At 65.9% G+C, this 18,656-nt stretch carries 16 protein-coding genes; 4 read left to right on the forward strand and 12 right to left on the reverse strand.

Annotated elements, in window-relative coordinates; translation table 11 throughout:
* Positions 1-6: 6 nt before the first annotated feature.
* The 5 genes from yjdN to LDO54_RS17535 all read right to left on the reverse strand — a co-directional run bounded on the left by yjdN (position 7) and on the right by LDO54_RS17535 (position 5,254).
* Entirely contained in the window at positions 7-438 is a 432-nt protein-coding gene (gene yjdN / locus LDO54_RS17515; RefSeq protein WP_224011951.1) for a VOC family metalloprotein YjdN, read from the reverse strand.
* Between the two features lie 358 nt (positions 439-796).
* Positions 797-1,756, reverse strand: a complete 960-nt coding sequence (gene tal / locus LDO54_RS17520; RefSeq protein ID WP_224011952.1) for a transaldolase — start codon at positions 1,754-1,756, stop codon at positions 797-799.
* Positions 1,757-1,920: 164 nt separating this feature from the next.
* Positions 1,921-3,138 (reverse strand): benzoate/H(+) symporter BenE family transporter, encoded by a 1,218-nt coding sequence (locus LDO54_RS17525; protein WP_065063665.1) that lies wholly within the window; start codon positions 3,136-3,138, stop codon positions 1,921-1,923.
* Between the two features lie 43 nt (positions 3,139-3,181).
* Positions 3,182-4,354, reverse strand: coding sequence for a vWA domain-containing protein (locus tag LDO54_RS17530; RefSeq protein WP_224011953.1), 1,173 nt, complete (start codon positions 4,352-4,354; stop codon positions 3,182-3,184).
* A 48-nt stretch (positions 4,355-4,402) separates the two neighbouring features.
* Positions 4,403-5,254: an AAA family ATPase gene (locus tag LDO54_RS17535; protein WP_224011954.1), complete on the reverse strand. Its 852-nt coding sequence runs from the start codon at positions 5,252-5,254 to the stop codon at positions 4,403-4,405.
* A gap of 370 nt (positions 5,255-5,624) precedes the next feature.
* Between LDO54_RS17535 and LDO54_RS17540 the strand changes: the two genes are divergently transcribed.
* Together LDO54_RS17540 and LDO54_RS17545 are read left to right on the forward strand one after the other, a co-directional pair.
* Positions 5,625-5,990, forward strand: a complete 366-nt coding sequence (locus LDO54_RS17540) for a c-type cytochrome (protein WP_224011955.1) — start codon at positions 5,625-5,627, stop codon at positions 5,988-5,990.
* A gap of 41 nt (positions 5,991-6,031) precedes the next feature.
* Positions 6,032-6,427 (forward strand): c-type cytochrome, encoded by a 396-nt coding sequence (locus LDO54_RS17545; protein ID WP_224011967.1) that lies wholly within the window; start codon positions 6,032-6,034, stop codon positions 6,425-6,427.
* Positions 6,428-6,557: 130 nt separating this feature from the next.
* Here the strand turns inward: LDO54_RS17545 and LDO54_RS17550 are convergent, their stop codons facing one another.
* The 3 genes from LDO54_RS17550 to rsxB all read right to left on the reverse strand — a co-directional run bounded on the left by LDO54_RS17550 (position 6,558) and on the right by rsxB (position 8,725).
* Positions 6,558-6,992 carry a DUF1841 family protein gene (locus LDO54_RS17550; RefSeq protein WP_065063655.1) on the reverse strand — a complete coding sequence of 145 codons (435 nt, stop codon included), beginning with the start codon at positions 6,990-6,992 and terminating at the stop codon, positions 6,558-6,560.
* Between the two features lie 150 nt (positions 6,993-7,142).
* A complete protein-coding gene (nth, locus tag LDO54_RS17555; protein WP_224011956.1) occupies positions 7,143-7,787 on the reverse strand; it encodes an endonuclease III in 645 nt (214 codons plus the stop codon).
* Positions 7,788-7,810: 23 nt separating this feature from the next.
* Positions 7,811-8,725, reverse strand: a complete 915-nt coding sequence (gene rsxB, locus LDO54_RS17560) for an electron transport complex subunit RsxB (protein WP_436975611.1) — start codon at positions 8,723-8,725, stop codon at positions 7,811-7,813.
* A gap of 455 nt (positions 8,726-9,180) precedes the next feature.
* Between rsxB and LDO54_RS17565 the strand changes: the two genes are divergently transcribed.
* Complete coding sequence (locus LDO54_RS17565) at positions 9,181-9,813, forward strand: TetR family transcriptional regulator (RefSeq protein WP_224011957.1); 633 nt, start codon at positions 9,181-9,183, stop codon at positions 9,811-9,813.
* 105 nt (positions 9,814-9,918) lie between these two features.
* Here the strand turns inward: LDO54_RS17565 and LDO54_RS17570 are convergent, their stop codons facing one another.
* From LDO54_RS17570 to LDO54_RS17580, 3 genes are all read right to left on the reverse strand, one after another.
* The gene (locus tag LDO54_RS17570) at positions 9,919-11,196 is read right to left on the reverse strand and encodes a polyhydroxyalkanoate depolymerase (RefSeq protein ID WP_224011958.1); all 1,278 of its coding nucleotides are present in this window, start codon (positions 11,194-11,196) and stop codon (positions 9,919-9,921) included.
* A 343-nt stretch (positions 11,197-11,539) separates the two neighbouring features.
* The gene (locus tag LDO54_RS17575; RefSeq protein WP_224011959.1) at positions 11,540-13,417 is read right to left on the reverse strand and encodes a glycoside hydrolase family 15 protein; all 1,878 of its coding nucleotides are present in this window, start codon (positions 13,415-13,417) and stop codon (positions 11,540-11,542) included.
* A gap of 210 nt (positions 13,418-13,627) precedes the next feature.
* The gene (locus LDO54_RS17580; RefSeq protein ID WP_224011960.1) at positions 13,628-13,777 is read right to left on the reverse strand and encodes a DUF3096 domain-containing protein; all 150 of its coding nucleotides are present in this window, start codon (positions 13,775-13,777) and stop codon (positions 13,628-13,630) included.
* Between the two features lie 190 nt (positions 13,778-13,967).
* Between LDO54_RS17580 and LDO54_RS17585 the strand changes: the two genes are divergently transcribed.
* Positions 13,968-15,245, forward strand: coding sequence for a lactonase family protein (locus tag LDO54_RS17585; protein WP_224011961.1), 1,278 nt, complete (start codon positions 13,968-13,970; stop codon positions 15,243-15,245).
* 137 nt (positions 15,246-15,382) lie between these two features.
* Here the strand turns inward: LDO54_RS17585 and LDO54_RS17590 are convergent.
* On the reverse strand, positions 15,383-18,656 hold a 3,274-nt coding region (locus tag LDO54_RS17590), incomplete at its 5' end, for a DNA translocase FtsK (RefSeq protein WP_290371103.1).

The raw sequence follows: 18,656 nt of genomic DNA on the forward strand, positions 1-18,656 counted from the left end.
GCGGGCCTAAGCGGCGGGACTTTCGAGCGGCGGCGCGGTGACCATCCACGGCACGCCGAACTTGTCGGTCAGCATGCCGAAGCCCGGCGACCAGAACGTTTTCTGGAACGGCATGGTCACTTGCGCGCCTTTCGATAGCGCGTCGAAATACCGTTGCGCGGTGGCGGCGTCGGCGGCCGTGAGCGACACGCTGAAGCCGGTGAACTTGTCGTTGCCGGTCATGCAGCCGCCATCAGACATCATGATCTGCGCGTCGCCGACCTGAAGCGTGGCGTGCATGATCTTGTCGGCGAATTCGGCGGGCATGGGACGCGCCGGATCGGGCGGCGCTTCCTTGAAGCGCATCTTGAACAGTTCCTGCGCGCCGAGCGCTTCGCGATAGAACGCGATCGCCTCTTCGCAGTTGCCGGGGTAGAACAGGTAGGGCTGGATCTGCATCGTCGTTTTCCTTGCGGACCAAACCGGGACCAGGCAGGGCGGTCCGCGCGCGCGAATGCGCAACGGTTGTGGGGAGCTTGCGGGGATGAAACGCGCGGCTGTGTGCGCCGCTGTCCTGATTCTAGGCGCAGGCCCGCGCGCCGCCGCACGGTGCGTCGCCAGGGTTTGCGAGAGCGCAGAGATGGAATGGAGGTTGCAGGGCGGCGCGCGGTGAGCCGTGCATCGTGCGCGTATCGGTGCAAGCCGCGGTGCAAATGAAAAGGGCCGCACGTTTTGCACGTGCGGCCCTGCGTCTTGTCGAGCGATCAGTAAGCGTTTAACACGCGCTCACCGATGGTTCGGCGCTTTACTTCGCGCCTTACTTCGCGCGCAGTTCCTCGACCATCTTGTCGAGCTTGACCGCGTCGGCGGCGAAGGCGCGGATGCCTTCCGCGAGTTTCTCGGTGGCCATCGCGTCTTCGTTGAGCAGGAAGCGGAACGACGCTTCGTCCACGGCCACGCGTTCGATCTGCGTGTCCTTGAACGCTTCCGGCGAGAGCTTGCGCTCGACCTTGTCGTTGCTGTCGTGCAGCTTCTGCAGCAGGTCCGGGCTGATCGTCAGCAGGTCGCAGCCCGCCAGTTCGACGATCTGGCTCGTGTTGCGGAAGCTCGCGCCCATCACCTCGGTCTTGTAGCCGAACTTCTTGTAGTACGCATAGATCTTGCGCACCGACTGCACGCCCGGATCGTTCGCGCCGCCGTCCTTCGCGTCGTCCCAGTCCGCGCCCTTGGCCTTCTTGTACCAGTCGTAGATGCGGCCGACGAACGGCGAGATCAGCTGCGCGCCCGCTTCGGCGCACGCCGCGGCCTGCGCGAGCGAGAACAGCAGCGTCATGTTGCAGCGGATGCCTTCCTTCTGCAGCACTTCGGCCGCGCGGATGCCTTCCCACGTCGACGCGAGCTTGATCAGCACGCGCTCTTTCTCGATGCCTGCCTTCTTGTACAGGTCGATGATGTGGTGAGCCTTGTCGATCGACTTCTTCGTGTCGAACGAGAGACGCGCGTCGACTTCGGTCGAGACGCGGCCCGGAATAATCTTGAGGATTTCGGTGCCGAAGGCGATCAGCAGATGGTCGATGATCGCCTCGACCGATTCGCCCGCGTGATCGCGCACGGTTTTTTCGAGCAGCGGCCGGTACTCGGCTTTCTGCACGGCCTTGAGGATCAGCGACGGATTGGTGGTCGCGTCCTGCGGCTTGTACTGCACGAATTGCTGGAAGTCGCCCGTGTCGGCGACGACGGTGGTGTACTGCTTGAGCTGATCGAGTGCGGTAGTCATGTCAGGCCTTGTGGGCGCATGCGCGCCAGCGACGGTGAAAGTGGACGGCTGCCGCGCGGCCCGTTGGGACCGGCGCGGCGCACACCGTCATTTTATGGCGGATCGGGAGGCGGTGCGATGTCGCGTACGCGCTCGTCGTGCCGTCATGTTTGCGATGCGGTTTTTCAGGCGCGCCGCGCGTTCAGGATCACCTGCGTAAGCACGCCCGCGACCAGGCCCCAGAACGCCGCGCCGATCGACAGCAGCGTGAGCCCGGAGGCCGTCACCATGAAGGTGACGAGGGCCGCTTCGCGCTCGCTCGGGTTCTGCATCGCGTTGGTCAGGCCGCTCATGATCGAGCCGAACAGCGCCAGCGCGGCGATCGACACCACGAGCGCCTGCGGAAACGCCGCGAACAGCGCCGCGATGGTCGCGCCGAAGGTGCCCGCGATCAGATAGAAGATGCCGCACCAGACCGCCGCCATATAGCGCTTGTTGCGGTCCTCGTGCGCGTGCGGGCCGGTGCAGATCGCCGCCGTGATCGCCGCAAGATTGATGCCGTGCGAGCCGAACGGCGCGAGCACGAGCGAGGCGAGGCCCGTGGTGGCGATCAGCGGCGAGGAGGGCGTGTTGTAGCCGTCGGCGCGCAGCACGGCGATGCCGGGCACGTTCTGCGAGGCCATCGCCACCACGAACAGCGGAATGCCGATGCTCACGATCGCCTGCACGGAGAACGCGGGCATCGTGAACACGGGCTTGGCGACCGCCACGCGGAAGTGGCTGAAGTCGAGCAGGCCGAGCGTCGCGGCGGCCGCCACGCCCACCACCAGCGTGCCGACGATCGCATAGCGCGGCACCGCGCGCTTGAGCAGCAGATAGGCGAAGAACATCGTCAGCACGAGCGGCGTCTGCACCTGCGCCGCGTGGAAGATTTCGATGCCGATCTCGAACAGGATGCCCGCGAGCAGCGCCGCGGCGATGCCGCCGGGAATGCGCTTCATCAGCGTGTCGAACCAGCCGGTGAGGCCCACGGCGGTCAGCAGCAGCGCGCACACGATGTACGCGCCGATCGCTTCCGCGTAAGGCACGTGCGGCAGCGAGCTGATCAGCAGCGCCGCGCCGGGCGTGGACCACGCGATCACGGTGGGCGCGCGGAACCACAGCGAGAGGCCGATGGTGGTCACGCCCATGCCGATCGAGAGCGACCAGATCCACGAGGAAATCTGTTCGGGCGTCAGGTGCGCGGCCTGGCCCGCCTGGAACATCAGCACGAGCGAACTCGTGTAGCCCGTCATCATCGCGACGAAACCGGCCACGATCGTGGCGACCGACGTGTCGGCGAGCGGCCGCAGCGGTCCCGGCCGGACGCTCGCCGGCAGGTCGGGGGATGAAGGCGCGGTCATGCTGGAACTCTCCTCGTTTTACCTGTAAATGTCGGATGTGGCGTTATTTGCTCAGCACGCGCATGGCGGTTTCGAGCCCCGCGACGGTGAGCGGATACATGCGATGCCCGAGAATTTCGCGGATCACCGACACCGATTGCCGGTATTCCCAAAGCCGCTCGGGTTCGGGATTGAGCCACGCGAAATGCGGGAACTGGTCGGCGAGACGACGCAGCCAGACGGCGCCCGCTTCGGGGTTGTTGTACTCGACCGAGCCGCCCGGTTGCAGCACTTCGTACGGGCTCATCGTGGCGTCGCCGACGAAGATCAGCTTGTAGTCGGGCGTGAACTTGTGCAGCAGGTCCCAGGTGGACGTGCGCTCCGCGTGGCGGCGGCGGTTGTTCTTCCACAGGTAGTCGTAGACGCAGTTGTGGAAGTAGTAGAACTCCAGATGCTTGAACTCGGCTTTCGCGGCGGAGAAGAGTTCTTCGGTGCGCTTGATGTGATCGTCCATCGAGCCGCCCACGTCTAGCAGCATCAGCACCTTCACCTTGTTGTGGCGCTCCGGCACCATCTTGAGGTCGAGCCAGCCCGCGTTGGCGGCGGTGCTGCGGATCGTGTCGCCGAGATCGAGTTCTTCGGCCGCGCCTTCGCGCGCGAAGCGGCGCAGACGGCGCAGCGCGACCTTGATGTTGCGCGTGCCGATTTCCACCTGATCGTCGTAGTCGCGATACGCGCGCGCGTCCCACACCTTCACGGCGCTGCGTTGACCGCCTTCGCCGCCGATGCGGATGCCCTCGGGGTTATAGCCGCCGTTGCCGAACGGCGAGGTGCCGCCCGTGCCGATCCACTTGCTGCCGCCTTCGTGGCGCTCCTTCTGTTCGTCGAACAGTTGCTTCAGGCGCTCCAGGAGCTTGTCGAGTCCGCCCATCGCCTCGATCTGCGCGCGCTGCTCGGGCGTGAAGTCGCGTTCGAGCCGCTTCTTGAGCCAGTCCTCGGGAATCTCGAACGCCTGCGCCGACTTCTTCTCGATGCCGCGGAAATACGCGCCGAAGGCCTGATCGAAGCGGTCGAAATACTGCTCGTCCTTCACGAGCGTCATGCGCGCGAGAAAGTAGAAGTCGTCGAGCGACGGCGCGATCACGCGCTCCTTGAGTGCTTCCACGAGCGTGAGGTACTCCTTGACGGAGACCGGCAGCTTCGCGTCGCGCAGCGTGTAGAAGAAGTCGATCAGCATGCGGATTCTCCGTGCTTCGTGCGTGCTTTTTTGCGTGCTCGCCGCGCCTTAGCGGTTGTGGCGGTTCATGTAGATGAGCCGCTCGAACAGCGTCATGTCCTGTTCGTTCTTGAGCAGCGCGCCCGCGAGCGGCGGCATCGTCTTCGAGCCGTCGGCGGCGCGCAGCGCGGCGGGCGGGACTTCTTCGGCGAGCAGCAGCTTGAGCCAGTCGAGCAGTTCCGACGTGGACGGCTTCTTCTTCAGGCCCGCGACGTTGCGCAGTTCGAAGAAGCTTTCCATCGCCGCGTTCAGCAGTTCCTTGCGGATGCCCGGATAGTGCACTTCGACGATGCGCTGCATCGTGGCCGGATCGGGAAAGCTGATGTAGTGGAAGAAGCAGCGGCGCAGGAAAGCGTCGGGCAGTTCCTTCTCGTTGTTCGACGTGATGATGACGAGCGGGCGCTGCTTCGCCTTGATCAGTTCGCGCGTCTCGTAGACATAGAACTCCATGCGGTCGAGTTCGCGCAGCAGGTCGTTCGGGAATTCGATGTCGGCCTTGTCGATCTCGTCGATCAGCAGCACGCTCGGCTGCTCCGACTCGAACGCCTGCCACAGCACGCCCTTGACGATGTAGTTGCGGATGTCCTTCACGCGCTCGTCGCCGAGCTGCGAATCGCGCAGGCGCGAGACCGCGTCGTATTCGTAGAGGCCTTGCTGCGCTTTCGTGGTGGACTTGATGTGCCACTGCATGAGCGGCATGTCGAGCGCGGCCGCGACTTCCTCGGCCAGCATCGTCTTGCCGGTGCCCGGCTCGCCCTTGATGAGCAGCGGACGCTTCAGGGTGATCGCGGCATTGACCGCGAGCTTGAGGTCGTCGGTGGCGACGTACTGCGAAGAGCCTTCGAAACGCGTGGCGCGCATGATGAACCGCTCGCTAAAAAAATCCCAGTATAAGTCAGAAGGGGTGTTGGCCCTTAAGGGGCTCGCGTATCGTTGGCACCGCCCGATGCGGCACCTGTTTGTGGCCGGAACTGTCGTTCCCGGCGCATCAGGGTTCCCCCGCACGACCCGCCCGAAGGCCCCTCGTACAACGCCCGAGCCCCGTCTGGCGGGCCTGAGCGGGCGCCGGGCGGGTGGACTCCCGGTGGACGTGCGGCGCGGCGTCGCGGTATACTCGGACCGATTTTTTTCGGCCTGCACGGCGACCCCCAAAAGTAAAACAGCAGTAATGCGGCGCAGGCCGTGGCCTGCGGTTCGGGCGTTCGAATCCCCTCAAGCCAGGTTGGATGCTATGAAAAAAATTGTCGGCAAGCACGTCATGTTCGGAGCATTGACCGTGCTGGCGGGCTTCGCGGCCACGGCACACGCGGATGTCGTGGGCAACGCGAAGGCAGGGCAGGACAAGGTGGCGATGTGTATCGGCTGTCATGGTATTCCCGACTATCGCACGGCCTATCCCGAGGTCTACCACGTGCCCATCCTGGGCGGCCAGAACGCCCAGTACATCGCCAACGCCCTGCACGGCTACAAGAAAGGCGACCGTCACTTCGAGACCATGCACGCCATTGCGGTGTCGCTCAGCGATCAGGATATTGCGGATATCGCGGCGTATTACTCGTCGCAGACGCCCGCCTCGAAGAACAATCCCGAGAAGTAACCGGCACGCGACTGAGAGGAAAAACCATGAACATGTCCCGCATGGCCGCGCCCGCGCATGCCCGCCGCCGCGCGTATGCGCCGGCCGCCGCGATCGTTGCCGCCGCATCGGCACTGGCCTTCACGCTCGTCGCGCTGCCCGCGCAGGCCGCCGACGCCGCCAAAGGCAAGGTGCTCTCCGAGAGCCACAACTGCGCCGCCTGCCACGGCGAAAACCTCAACAAGCCGGTGAGCCCGGAGTATCCGAAGCTCGCGGGCCAGCATGCCGATTACATCTACTGGGCGCTGCGCCAGTACCAGATGGGCGGCAACAACCCGCATCTGGGCCGCAACAATCCGATCATGCAGGCGCAGGTGCAGAGCCTGTCGCAGAGTGACATGAAGGATCTGGCCGCGTATATCGAATCGCTGAAGGGCGATCTGGTCGAGAAGAAGTAAGCGCCGGCGACCGCGCGATCAAAGCAAAAACACCCCGTTCGGGCCGCGTTGGCGGTTCGAACGGGGTGTTTTTGTTCGTGGATGCTTCGCGCATCGACGTGCATCGACGCGTATCGACGTCTGGTGGCGCTCAGTCGCGCGTGGCGCGGCGTTCGATGCGTTGCAGATAGGCGTCGGTGTCGGGCGGCGTGTTGGTGCGCTGCGCTTCCCAGATGGTCTCGCCGAGACATTCCATGATCGCGTGCTGCGCGTCGTGCGTGGAGCCCATGCGCGCCGCGAGCCGGTCGTGCGCCGCGCGGATGCCGGGCGGCTGATCGATCGACAACTGCTCGCTGATCGCCAGATGCATCGACAGATGCAGGAACGGGTTGCTCTGCCCGCGTTCGGGCGAATAGTCCTGGGCGGCGGCCTGATCGGCGTCGGCGAGTTCCGCGTGATACTCGGGATGCTCGACGATCCAGTCGGCGGCGATCGCTTCGAGCGGCGTGAGGATTTCGCCCGCGCGCTGCTTGCGCCAGGTCTCGGTGAAAAAGCGGCGGACTTCGTCGCGGCTGGGATTGAACATCGTGAGGGGTGCCGGGTGGGGAGGCCGGTTCAGTGCGAACCGGCTTCGTCGTTGGAGTCTATCGAGCGATTTTACGCCGCCAGGCGCAGGGCTGCCGGAGGCGCCACGGGCGCTCGGGAGCGAATCAAGGGCCGGAACTCGGAGCGAAAATCAAAGATCGGGCGGCGGCGTCTTCTGCCTGAACTCGCAGACCGGCTCGATCACGCAATGCCAGCATTCCGGCCGGCGCGCCTTGCAGACGTAGCGGCCATGCAGGATCAGCCAGTGATGCGCGTTCACGAGGAATTCCTTCGGCGTGAACTTCTCCAGCGCAAGCTCGACGGCCTTCACGTCCTTGCCGGGCGCGAGGCCGGTACGGTTCGCAACCCGAAAGATATGCGTATCGACGGCGATGGTCGGCTGGCCGAACGCCACGTTGAGCACCACGTTCGCGGTCTTGCGGCCCACGCCGGGCAGCCCTTCGAGCGCCTCGCGCGTCTGCGGCACCTCGCCGCCATACTGCTCGATCAGCTTCTCGCAGGTGGAGATCACGTTCTTCGCCTTGGTGCGGTAGAGGCCGATCGTCTTGATGTAATCGGCCACGCCTTCCTCGCCGAGCGCGAGCACGGTCTGCGGCGTGTTCGCGACCGGAAACATCCGCCGCATGGCCTTGTTCACCGACACGTCGGTGGCCTGCGCGGACAGCAGCACGGCGATCAGGAGTTCGAACGGCGTCGAGTACTCCAGCTCGGTTTCGGGATGCGGATTGATGCTCTGCAGCGTTTCGAAGATGGCGCGGCGCTTGGTGGCGTTCATGCGGATAGGCGTGGGCGCGAGGATCAGGCGGGCTTGTCGCCGCCGGACGGTTGATCGGACGAGTTGCCGTTCGTGTCGTCGCTTGCGTCACCGGTCTTGCCGTCCGGCGACGCGGCGATGCCCAGACGCTTGCGGCGCGCCTCGGCGGCGTCGATCTGCGCCTGCACGTCGGCGCTGACCTGCTCGGTGTTGCGCGGGCCTTCGCCGCGCGCCGACAGTTCCGCTTTCTTCTGACGAGCGCGTTCAAGCGCGGCCTGGATGATGGCCTTCTTCTTCGCTTCGGCGTCGTCGGCGGGCGCGGGTTGCGGCGCGGCAGCGGCGGGCGCGGTGGCGGCGTCAGGCTGCGCGCGTTGTGCCTCCTGCGCGCCTGACGCGGGTGCGGCGGCGGCAGCCGCGCGGCGGGCCGCAGCGCGCGCTTCGGCGGCGTCGCGCTCGGCGGCGAGGCGCGCCTGGCGGCGGTCGTGGCGCAGGCGCGCGTCATCGGCCTGCTGTTGCGTCCAGGCGTCCCAGCCGGTGGCGTCGCCCGTCACCGGAATCATCGCGATGCAATCGACCGGGCAGGGCGGCACGCACAGGTCGCAACCCGTGCAGAGATCCTTGACGATGGTGTGCATCTGTTTGGGCCCGCCGACGATCGCATCGACCGGACACGCCTGCATGCACAGCGTGCAGCCGATGCAGACCTGTTCGTCGATGAACGCGACAGGCCGCGCGCGCTCGACGCCATTGACCGGATTGATCGGAATAACGGGCTTGCCCAGCAGCGTCGCGAGGCGTTCGACGCCCTCGGCGCCGCCGGGGGGGCACTGGTTGTAATTGGCGGTGCCGGCTGCGACGGCTTCGGCGTAGGGCCGGCAGCCGTCGTAGCCGCACTTCGTGCATTGCGTCTGGGGCAGCAGATCTTCGATGCGATCTGCGAGTGTTTTCGGTTCGTTCACGGTCGCGACTTCTGGGCGGGCCCGGGGGGGATCGGGGGGGCCGGGCGGCGGCGCGATGTTGGCCAGCGAGACGGCAAGGCCGTCTGGCGAGGCACGCGCGCGCGGCGCCAAAGCCCGCATTATCGCCGATTTCCCGCATTGCCATCGGCAGGGCATGTGCCATAATCAAAGTGCTTAATTCGAATCGTCAGCGGCCGCGCGGGTGTTGCGCCGGTATCCGGCAAGGTCCGGCCAGGCGGGCGCGCGCGATTCGAGGCAGGCATAGAGGAGTGCTTCACGACGCATCGTCAGGCGAGGGTCCGGGCGATGTCGCATAACGAGAGCAAGACCGAAAAACGAAGGGTGTCAGTCCATTAACCTGGCGCGCCCCGCAATCACGTTGCTGCTACATGGGTTTGGAGAGGCCCGGCAGCGTGAAGTGGGAACCCGCGCGCCTATCGAGCGATCCTGCCACCATGAATCAGCCGAAAATCAAAAGAGATCCCGAAGGCACGCGCCGCCGCATCCTGCTCGCCGCAGCAGAAGAATTCGCGAACGGCGGCCTGTTCGGCGCACGCGTCGACCAGATCGCGAGGCGCGCGGAAACCAATGAGCGCATGCTCTATTACTATTTCGGAAGCAAGGAGCAATTGTTCACCGCCGTGCTCGAACACGCGTTCGGCGCACTGAACGAAGCCGAGCGCGCGCTCGATCTCGCCGGACTCGCGCCGGTCGAGGCCATCACGCGGCTCGCGCATTTCGTCTGGGATTACTACCGCGATCATCCCGAACTCCTGCGGCTCGTGAACAACGAGAACCTGCACGAGGCGCGCTACATGCAGAAGTCCACGCGCATCCACGAGATGGTGTCGCCGATCGTCGCCACGCTCGGCGCGATCCTCGCGCGCGGCGAGGCCGCCGGCCTGTTCCGCTCCGACATCGATCCGCTGCGTCTGTACGTGACGCTCTCGGGCATGGGCTACTACATCGTCTCGAACCGCTACACCATCAGCGCGACGATGGGCCGCGACTTCAGCACGCCCAGCGAGCGCGCCGAGGTCATCAAGCTCAACACCGAGATGCTGCTCGCGTTCCTGATGCGCAAATGACGCCGACGTAAAAAAACGCCGCGCCGGTTGAAGAACCGGCGCGGCGTTTTCGCATGCGCGTGAGGCGGGTCAGCCCCGGAGTCGGATGCGGACCTGGACGCGGACTCAGACGACCGCGCTTTCCTTGCTGCGCTGTTTCGTCTGCTGATACTGGCGGAAGAACTCGCGCAACTGCGGATAAATGATGGTGCGCCAGCGGCGGCCCGAGAAAATGCCGTAGTGGCCGCACTTTTCCGCCGTTAGGCGATGCCGGTTCGGCTCGGGGATGTTCGTGCAGAGATCGTGCGCGGCATGCGTCTGGCCGGAACCCGAAATGTCGTCGAGTTCGCCTTCGATCGTGAAAAGCGCCGTGTCGCGGATATCCTGCGGCCGCACGCGCTCGCCCGCGACGTCCCACGTGCCTTCGGCGAGGCGGAAGTCCTGGAACACCGTCTGGATGGTCTCGAGGTAATACTCGGCGGCCATGTCGAGCACCGCGTTGTATTCGTCGTAGAAACGGCGATGTGCTTCGGCATCCTCTTCGTCGCCGCGCAGCAGGCTCTTGTAGAAGTCCCAGTGCGCGGTGGTGTGGCGGCCCGGATTCATCGCCACGAAGCCCGCGTGCTGCAGGAAGCCCGGATAGACCTCGCGCCCTTCGCCCGGATAGTTGACCGGCACCGTATGGATGACGTTGTTCGCAAACCAGTCCAGCGAGTGTTCGGTGGCGAGCGAATTGACCGCTGTGGGGCTGCGGCGCGCGTCGATTGGGCCGCCCATCATCGTCATGGTGAGCGGCGTGTCCTCGCCGCGCGACGCCATCAGCGAGATGGCCGCGAGCACCGGCACGGTAGGCTGGCACACCGACATCACGTGCAGGTTCTTCGCGCCGATATGGCGGATGAATTCCTGGATGTACGCGACGTAGTCGTCGAGATGGAACGGACCGGCTTCGAGCGGCACCATGCGCGCGTCGACCCAGTCGGTGATGTAGACCTTGTGGTCCTGCAGCAGCGTGCGCACCGTATCGCGCAGCAGCGTGGCGTGGTGGCCCGAGAGCGGCGCGCACACCAGCACCGAAGGCTCGTCCTTGAGCGCGGACACGGCGCCGGGGTCGTCGGCGTAGCGCTTGAAGCGCAGCAGGCGGCAGAACGGCTTTTCGACGATGGTCTGCTCGACGATCGGAATGTGAAAACCGTCTTTCTCGATCTGGCGGATGTCGAATTCGGGCTTCTCGTAATCCTTGCCGAGGCGGTACAGCAGCTCGTAGCCGGCCGCGAGGCGCGTGGCGCCCGGGATCAGCGAGAACGGGCTCGACGGGTTCGAAAACGACTTGGACGCCGCCTGGGCCCACGCGGTAAGCGGGCTCAGCAGGGCACGCTGGTATTCACGAATTTGGTAGAGCATGGATGCTCCAGCATCAGGGGTGGTTCGCCTCCGCGCCGCGCCGCTGCGCGGGTGGGCGGCGGCGGGCTGGGAGAGTGGGTCGGTCAGGCTGTTTATCGGCCTGGGATGGCGCCGCTTGAGGCGCATGCGTGGCTTCGGCGCCGCTTGCGCACGCACGCCGCCTCCATGGCCCGCGCGGCGCAGGCGCGCCTGGCCGGCCTTTCAGGACCGCAAAGCACGCGCCCGATGGAGCAGAAAACCGGGCTAAAAAACCGTGGTCGATCATATCGGACCCCAGAACGTTGTGCAATGCAGCATCCCAGTGTAACTTACCTCGCGCAAACTCATAGGCGCTTTCGAACAATTACGAAGCGGTTGTCGCCGATTTGTCAGCGAGGTCCGATTCCATGGCCGTTTCCGGTGTGGCTGGATGGCCCGTTTCGCTGGCCATTTGCTGCTCGTGCCGCATCAGATTCAGGCCCGTGTGCACGAGCGCCACATGCGAGAAGGCTTGTGGGAAATTTCCCACAAGTCGGCCGGCAATCGGATCGTATTCCTCGGCGAGCAGGCCGACGTCGTTGGCGAGCGCGAGCAGTCTTTCGTACATCTTGCGGGCGTCGTCCATGCGGCCCTGGAGCGCGAGGTTGTCGACCATCCAGAAGCTGCACGCGAGGAAGGTGCCTTCGCCGGGCGGCAGGCCGTCGTTGAATTCGGTGGTGCGGTAGCGCATCACGAAGCCTTCGCACATCAGGTCGCGCTCGATCGCCTTGACGGTGCCCGCGATGCGCGGATCCTTCGCGGGCAGGAAGCCGACCAGCGGCATCAGCAGAAGGCTCGCGTCGAGGTCGGTGCCGCCGTAGATCTGCGTGAAGGAGTTCAGCTCCGTGTTGAAGCTGCGCTCGCAGATGGTCGCGTGGATCGTGTCGCGCATCTCGCGCCAGTGATCGACCGGGCCGGGCAGATCGAATTGCTCCGCCGAGCGCACGCAGCGATCGAACGCCACCCACGCCATGACCTTCGAGAAAGTGAAATGCTGGCGGCCGCCGCGCGTTTCCCAGATGCCTTCGTCGGGCTCGGTCCAGATCGTTTCCAGATGTTCGAGCATCGCGCACTGGATCGACCACGCGGTTTCGTCGGCTTGCAGGCCGCCCACGCGCGCGAGATGCAGCGCGTTCATCACTTCGCCGTAGACGTCGAGCTGCAATTGCCCGACCGCGTTGTTGCCCACGCGCACCGGCTTCGCGCCTTCATAGCCGGGCAGCCAGTCGAGTTCGAACTCGGGCAGGCGGCGCTCGCCCGCGAGGCCGTACATGATCTGCAATTGCGAAGGCGAGCCGGCCATCACGCGGCCAAGCCAGGCGCGCCAGGCGCGCGCTTCGTCGTAGTAGCCGCCGCGCATCATGGCGAGCAGCGTGATGGTGGCGTCGCGCAGCCAGCAGTAGCGATAGTCCCAGTTGCGCGTGCCGCCGAGCTGCTCGGGCAGCGAGGTCGTGGGCGCGGCGACGATGCCGCCCGTGGGCTCGTAAGCAAGCGCCTTGAGCGTGATGAGCGAGCGGCGGATCGGCGCGGCCCAGCGGCCTTCGACGGTGCTGCGCGCGGCCCATTCGGCCCAGAAGTTTTCGGTGCGCGCGAGCGCCGTGAACGGATCGCGCGGCGGCGGCAGACGCAGATGCGAGGCCGCGTAGGCCATCGAGAACGGCACGCGCTCGCCTTCCTTGACCTCGAAGTCCGCGACCGTGTGCATGTTTTCGCCCTGCAGATCGACGGGCGTGCGCAGCACGATGGTGTCCGGGCCGACCGTGGCCTTGATGCCGCTCTCGTAGGTGAGCCGGCTCACCCACGGCACCGAAAAGCCGTAGTCGAAGCGCATCACCAGTTCGCAGCGCATGCGCACGGTGCCGCGCCGGCCCACGACGATGCGCACGAGCTCGCTCCAGCCGTTGCCGGGCGGCATGAAGTCGATCAGCGTAACGGCGCCTTCGGGCGTTTCGAAATCGGTTTCGAGGATCAGCGTGTCGCCGCGATAACGGCGCGTGATCTTGATGTCGGCGCGCGAGCCGTCGGCGGCGGGCGCGGGCGAGAGCAGCCAGCGGCCGTTGGCTTCGGTGCCCAGCAGCGCGGCGAAGCACGCGCCGGAGTCGAAGCGCGGCCAGCACAGCCAGTCGATGGAACCCTCGCGGGACACGAGCGCGGCCGTGTGGCCGTCGCCGATCAATGCATAGTCTTCGATGAGTGCGGGCATGGTAAGCAGATTGACAGCGTTACGCGAATCAACACGTGAAAAACACGCGAACAAACGAGCGAAACAAACGGGCGAAACAATCGATACGGCGCATGCACGCACAAGATTAGTGGGTGCAGGGCCGCTCGCGCAACGCGTTTCGACGCGCATGGGGCGCAACAAGCTGATGCGGGAAGTGCTCGGGAACGTCGGGGGACGCCGGGCCTGGCGTCAGAAATGCCCGTTCGTGCCGAACAGCCCGATGATCCCGATGATGATGAGGTAGAGCGCAACGATGTAGTTGAGCAGGCGCGGCACGGCGAGAATCAGGATGCCGGCGATGAGCGCGACGAGCGGGCCGATGGCGACATGGATGTTCATATTCACTCCTGGGTGGGCGCGAACGGGCGTCTGGGTGGGCTTCTGGCCATCAGGCGCGCGCATCCTCACTTATACTGGTCTAACCCTCATAACATTCGTGCTCGCGCGCCGCTTTACGGGGCATGGCCGTTACGCGCCGCGCGCTGCCGATTTGCATCATCCAGTTTCGACAAGAAGAAAGGAGGTCGACATGTTTCAGGACCACGCAGCCGCAATCGGCGTGCCCGCGCGTGCGCAATCCCGTGCGCAATCGCGTAACCCGTCGCGCGGCGTCATTCGTCAGATCATCAAGGGCATCGCCATCATGGCCGGTGTCGCTGCCGCCACGACCGCGTTCGCGCAGGGCAGCGCGGGCGCCCAGGCCGCCGGCAACGGCGTCTACGATCTGATCGTCGGCACCTATACGGGCGGCAAGAGCGAAGGTCTCTACGTCTATCGCTTCGATTCGAAGACCGGCGACGCGCAGCAGGTCAGCGTCGCGAAGACGGTGAACCCGTCGTATCTCGTGGTCAGCAAGGACAAGCGCTACGTCTACGCCGTCAACGAACTGCCCGGCGACAACGGCCCGGCCACCACGCGCGGCGACGTCAGCGCGTTCGGCTTCGACGCCGCGAGCGGCCAGCTCACGTTCCTCGACAAGGTCTCGGCGCAGGGCAACGACCCGTGCTATCTGAGCCTCTCGCCGGACGGCAAGTATCTGTTCGTCGCCAACTATTCGGTGGCCGCCGATCCGGGCGGCAGCTTCGCCGTGCTGCCGGTCGAGCAGGACGGCAAGCTCGGCCAGTCGGTGCTGACCGTGCATCACGAAGGCGGCGGTCCGGTGAAGGGCCGCCAGGACAACGCGCACGTCCACTCGACCGTGTTCTCGCCGGACGGCCACTACCTGTTCACGCAGGATCTCGGCACCGACAAGCTCTGGACCTACCGCTACACGCCGGACGGCTCGCGCGGTCTCGTGAGCCCGGCCGAATGGCGCTACACCGGCGTGAAGGCCGGCACCGGCCCGCGTCACCTCGTGTTCGGCAACGACGGCCGCCACGCGTACCTGACGAGCGAACTCGCGGGCACCGTCAGCGTGTTCAACTACGAAGACGGCCGCCTGAAGCTCGAACAGGTCGAGACGCTCGCCGAACCGGGCTTCAAGGGCGCGGTGGGCGCGGCGGCGCTGCATCTGTCGCCGGACGGCAAGTTCCTCTACGTGTCGAATCGCGGCGACGCCAACGACATCTCGATCTTCGCCGTCGATCAGACGAGCGGCAAGCTCAAGCGCGTCGGCCGTCAGGCGAGCCTCGGCAAGTCGCCGCGCGAGTTCGCGATCGATCCGAGCGGCCAGTGGCTGATCGTCGGCAACCAGAACAGCGACACGGCCTACGTGTTCCGCCGCGATCAGGAAACGGGTCTGCTCGAAGCGAACCCGAAGAAGATCGAGATCGGTTCGCCGGTCGACTTCAAGTTCGTGACGCCTTGACGCCTTGACGCCTTGACGTCATGAGCCGGCCCCGGTCGGCTCGCGATAAAAAAACGCCGCGTGGAGCTGATCCACGCGGCGTTTTTGTTTGGCGGCGACGACGGCGGCGGTGCGCTTACCTCGAGCTTACCTCGCGCTCATTCGGCCTGACCCGGCACGAGCACTTCGCGGCTGCCGTTGATGCCCATCGGCGAGACGAGACCGGCGGCTTCCATCTGCTCGACGAGGCGCGCGGCGCGGTTGTAGCCGATGCGCAATTGACGCTGCACCGACGAGATCGACGCGCGACGCGTGCGCACGACGAACGAGACGGCTTCGTCGTAGAGCGGATCGGCTTCCGCCTCGGGCGACTCGCCGAACAGGTCCTGCGGCGCGCCTTCGCTGGTCGGGCCGTCGAGAATGCCCTCGACGTACTCGGGTTCGCCGAACTGCTTCAGATACTCGACCACCGCATGCACTTCCTCGTCGGCGACGAACGCGCCGTGCACGCGCTGCGGATAGCCGGTGCCGGGCGGCAGGAACAGCATGTCGCCCTGGCCGAGCAGCGATTCCGCGCCCATCTGGTCGAGAATCGTGCGCGAGTCGATCTTCGACGACACCTGGAACGCCACTCGCGTCGGAATGTTCGCCTTGATGAGACCCGTGATGACGTCCACCGACGGACGCTGCGTCGCGAGAATCAAATGGATGCCCGCCGCGCGCGCCTTTTGCGCGAGACGCGCGATCAGTTCTTCGATCTTCTTGCCCGCGACCATCATGAGGTCGGCGAGCTCGTCGATCACCACGACGATCATCGGCAGCGGCGAAAGCGGCTCGGGCGCTTCGGGCGTGAGCGAGAACGGATTGCCGATCTTCTTCTCGTGCGCCGCGGCGTCGCGGATCTTCTGGTTGAAGCCCGCGAGATTGCGCACGCCCACGGCCGACATCAGGCGATAGCGCTTCTCCATCTCGCCGACACACCAGTTCAGCGCGTTGGCCGCGAGCTTCATGTCGGTCACGACCGGCGCGAGCAGGTGCGGAATGCCTTCGTAGACCGACAGTTCCAGCATCTTCGGGTCGATCATGATGAGCCGCACGTCCTCGGGCGTCGCCTTGTAGAGCAGCGAGAGGATCATCGCGTTGATCGCGACCGACTTGCCCGAACCGGTCGTGCCCGCGACGAGCATGTGCGGCGCCTTGGCGAGATCGGTGACGACCGGCAGGCCGATGATGTCCTTGCCCAGCGCGATCGTGAGCTTCGACTGCGAGCGCTGATAAGGCGTCGATTCGAGGATCTCCGAGAGGCGGATCATCTGGCGCTTCGCGTTCGGCAGTTCGAGGCCCATGCAGGTCTTGCCGGGGATCGTCTCGACCACGCGGATCGACGTGAGGCCGAGGCCGCGCGACAGATCCTTCATCAGCCCGACGATCTGGCTGCCGCGCACGCCGAGCGCGGGCTCGACTTCGAAGCGCGTGATGACCGGGCCCGCCGATGCGCCGACCACGGTCACCGGCACCTTGAATTCCTGCAGGCGCTGCTCGATGAGCTGGCTGGTTTCGGCGAGCTTTTCTTCGGAGACGTATTCGATTTCGGTCGACGAGCGTTCGAGCAGGTCGAAGCCGGGCAAGTCGACCGACGACGCGGAGAGCGGCTGGAATTCGAACGCCGTCGCCGCGTGGCCGCGCACGGGCTGGCGCGCGGCGGGTTCCTGGGCCGCAGGCGTTGCGGCTGCGGGGGCGGGGGCGGCGGGCGGGGCGGCAGCTGGCACTGGCGCTGGTGCGGGCGCAGGCGTCGGTGCGGCGGGCGACCACGGCGCAGGCGGCGCGACGTCGAGCGTCGGCATGAACGGCGCAGGCGGCTCCGGCGCGAACATCAGCGGCGCGGCTTCCCACGGCGGGATTTCGGCGAATGGCGCGGGTGCTGCCGCGAACTCCGGGATCGGCGCGGGCGCGGGTGCAGGTGCCGGTTCGGGCAGATGGATCGGCTCGACCAGCGGCGCGAATGCAGCCGGTTCGGCCACGGCTTCGCTTGCGGCGACGATCGGCGTCAGTGCTTCAACCTCGGGTGCGGCTTCGGATGTGACTTTGGACGCGACTTCGGCTACGGCTTCGGATGCGGGCTCGTTGCTCACGTGCGAGACGGGCTCGGCGTCCGGGATTGCGGCGGCTGGCGTTTCGGTAACCGGTTCAGCGACTTGATCGATGGGTTGATCGACGGCGTTCGCTTCTTCATCAGCCGGTTCAACGAAACGCGCCAATGCTGCCGCGAACGATTGCGCGAACGCGTCGGCGGGCGCAAGCGTGTTGGTTGCGTGCGCAACGTCATGGGCCGCTTGCAGCGCGATGGGTTCTTCCGTCGCGACGTCATGCGTTGCCGCGTAAACCTCATCGTCGGCGGGCTGTGCTTCGACCGTTTGCTCAATCACCGGCGTATGCGTGGCTACTTGCACGGCTTCCGGCGCGAGGCGCGGGAAGTGCATGACGCTGTCGGTTTCGCTGTCGAACGGCTCGCTTGCCGATTCGGCGGCGGCGGGCGTCTCGGTCGGCGTCGCGGCTTCGTGAGTCGCGGTTTCGTGAATCACGGCTTCGGGCTGCGCTTCGGCTTCCGGTTCGTCGTCGAGCATGACCCAGGGCATGCCGTTGTCGAACGTCGGCCAGACCGTCGATGCGGATGCGTGCGTCGCGCTTTCGGCGGGCGTTTCGGCGGCGACGGCAGGAACCGTTGCGTCCGCCTGCGGTTCCGCTACGGCGGTGTCCGCGTGCCCGGCTTCGACGTACTGCGTATGGAAGGCGTCGCTGCTGACTTCGGTGTGCGACGCGGGCGCGACGAAGGTCGGCAAGGCGATCGCTTCGTCGTCGTGGGCGTAGTCGTCATCGACGAGGAATGACGGCAGGGTGTCGTCGCCTGCGGACCCGGCGTGGTGCGCCTCGTCAGCGGCTTCGTCCACCGGCGTTGCCCCGGCGACTGCGATTTGCGGCGCGGCGAGCGGGAACTGCGCGCGCGCTTCGTCTTCGGCGGCGTGGTGCGATTCGGCTTCGACGGCTTCGAGCGGATCGTCGATCGAATCGATCGTAACCGGCGCGGCGGCGGGCTCGACTTCCCGCTCGACCGTCTCGATCATCTCAGCCGGTTCGGCGGTTCGATCGACCATCAGCGCTTGAGGCGCAAGCTCAACCGCTTCAACGGCTGGGTAGGGCGCGGCCTGCATCGCGTCAGCAACGCCCGCCGTTTCATCGTCGGACTGATTGCGTCGCGCGAGGCTTGCGCCCGCGAGCGAGGTCCAGCGCGCGGCGTTCTCCTCGATCGAGCGCAGCGTCTCCAGCACGCTCGTCGACAGCGGCGCTTGCGGCGCGGGCTGCGTCGGCGTGACGGGGCGCGAGTAGGCGGGCGTGACGGCGTTGCCATCGGCGATCGGCGTGCTCACGGGCGCG

The sequence above is a fragment of the Paraburkholderia tropica genome (genome assembly GCF_914484835.1).
Classification (GTDB): Bacteria; Pseudomonadota; Gammaproteobacteria; order Burkholderiales; family Burkholderiaceae; genus Paraburkholderia; species Paraburkholderia tropica_A.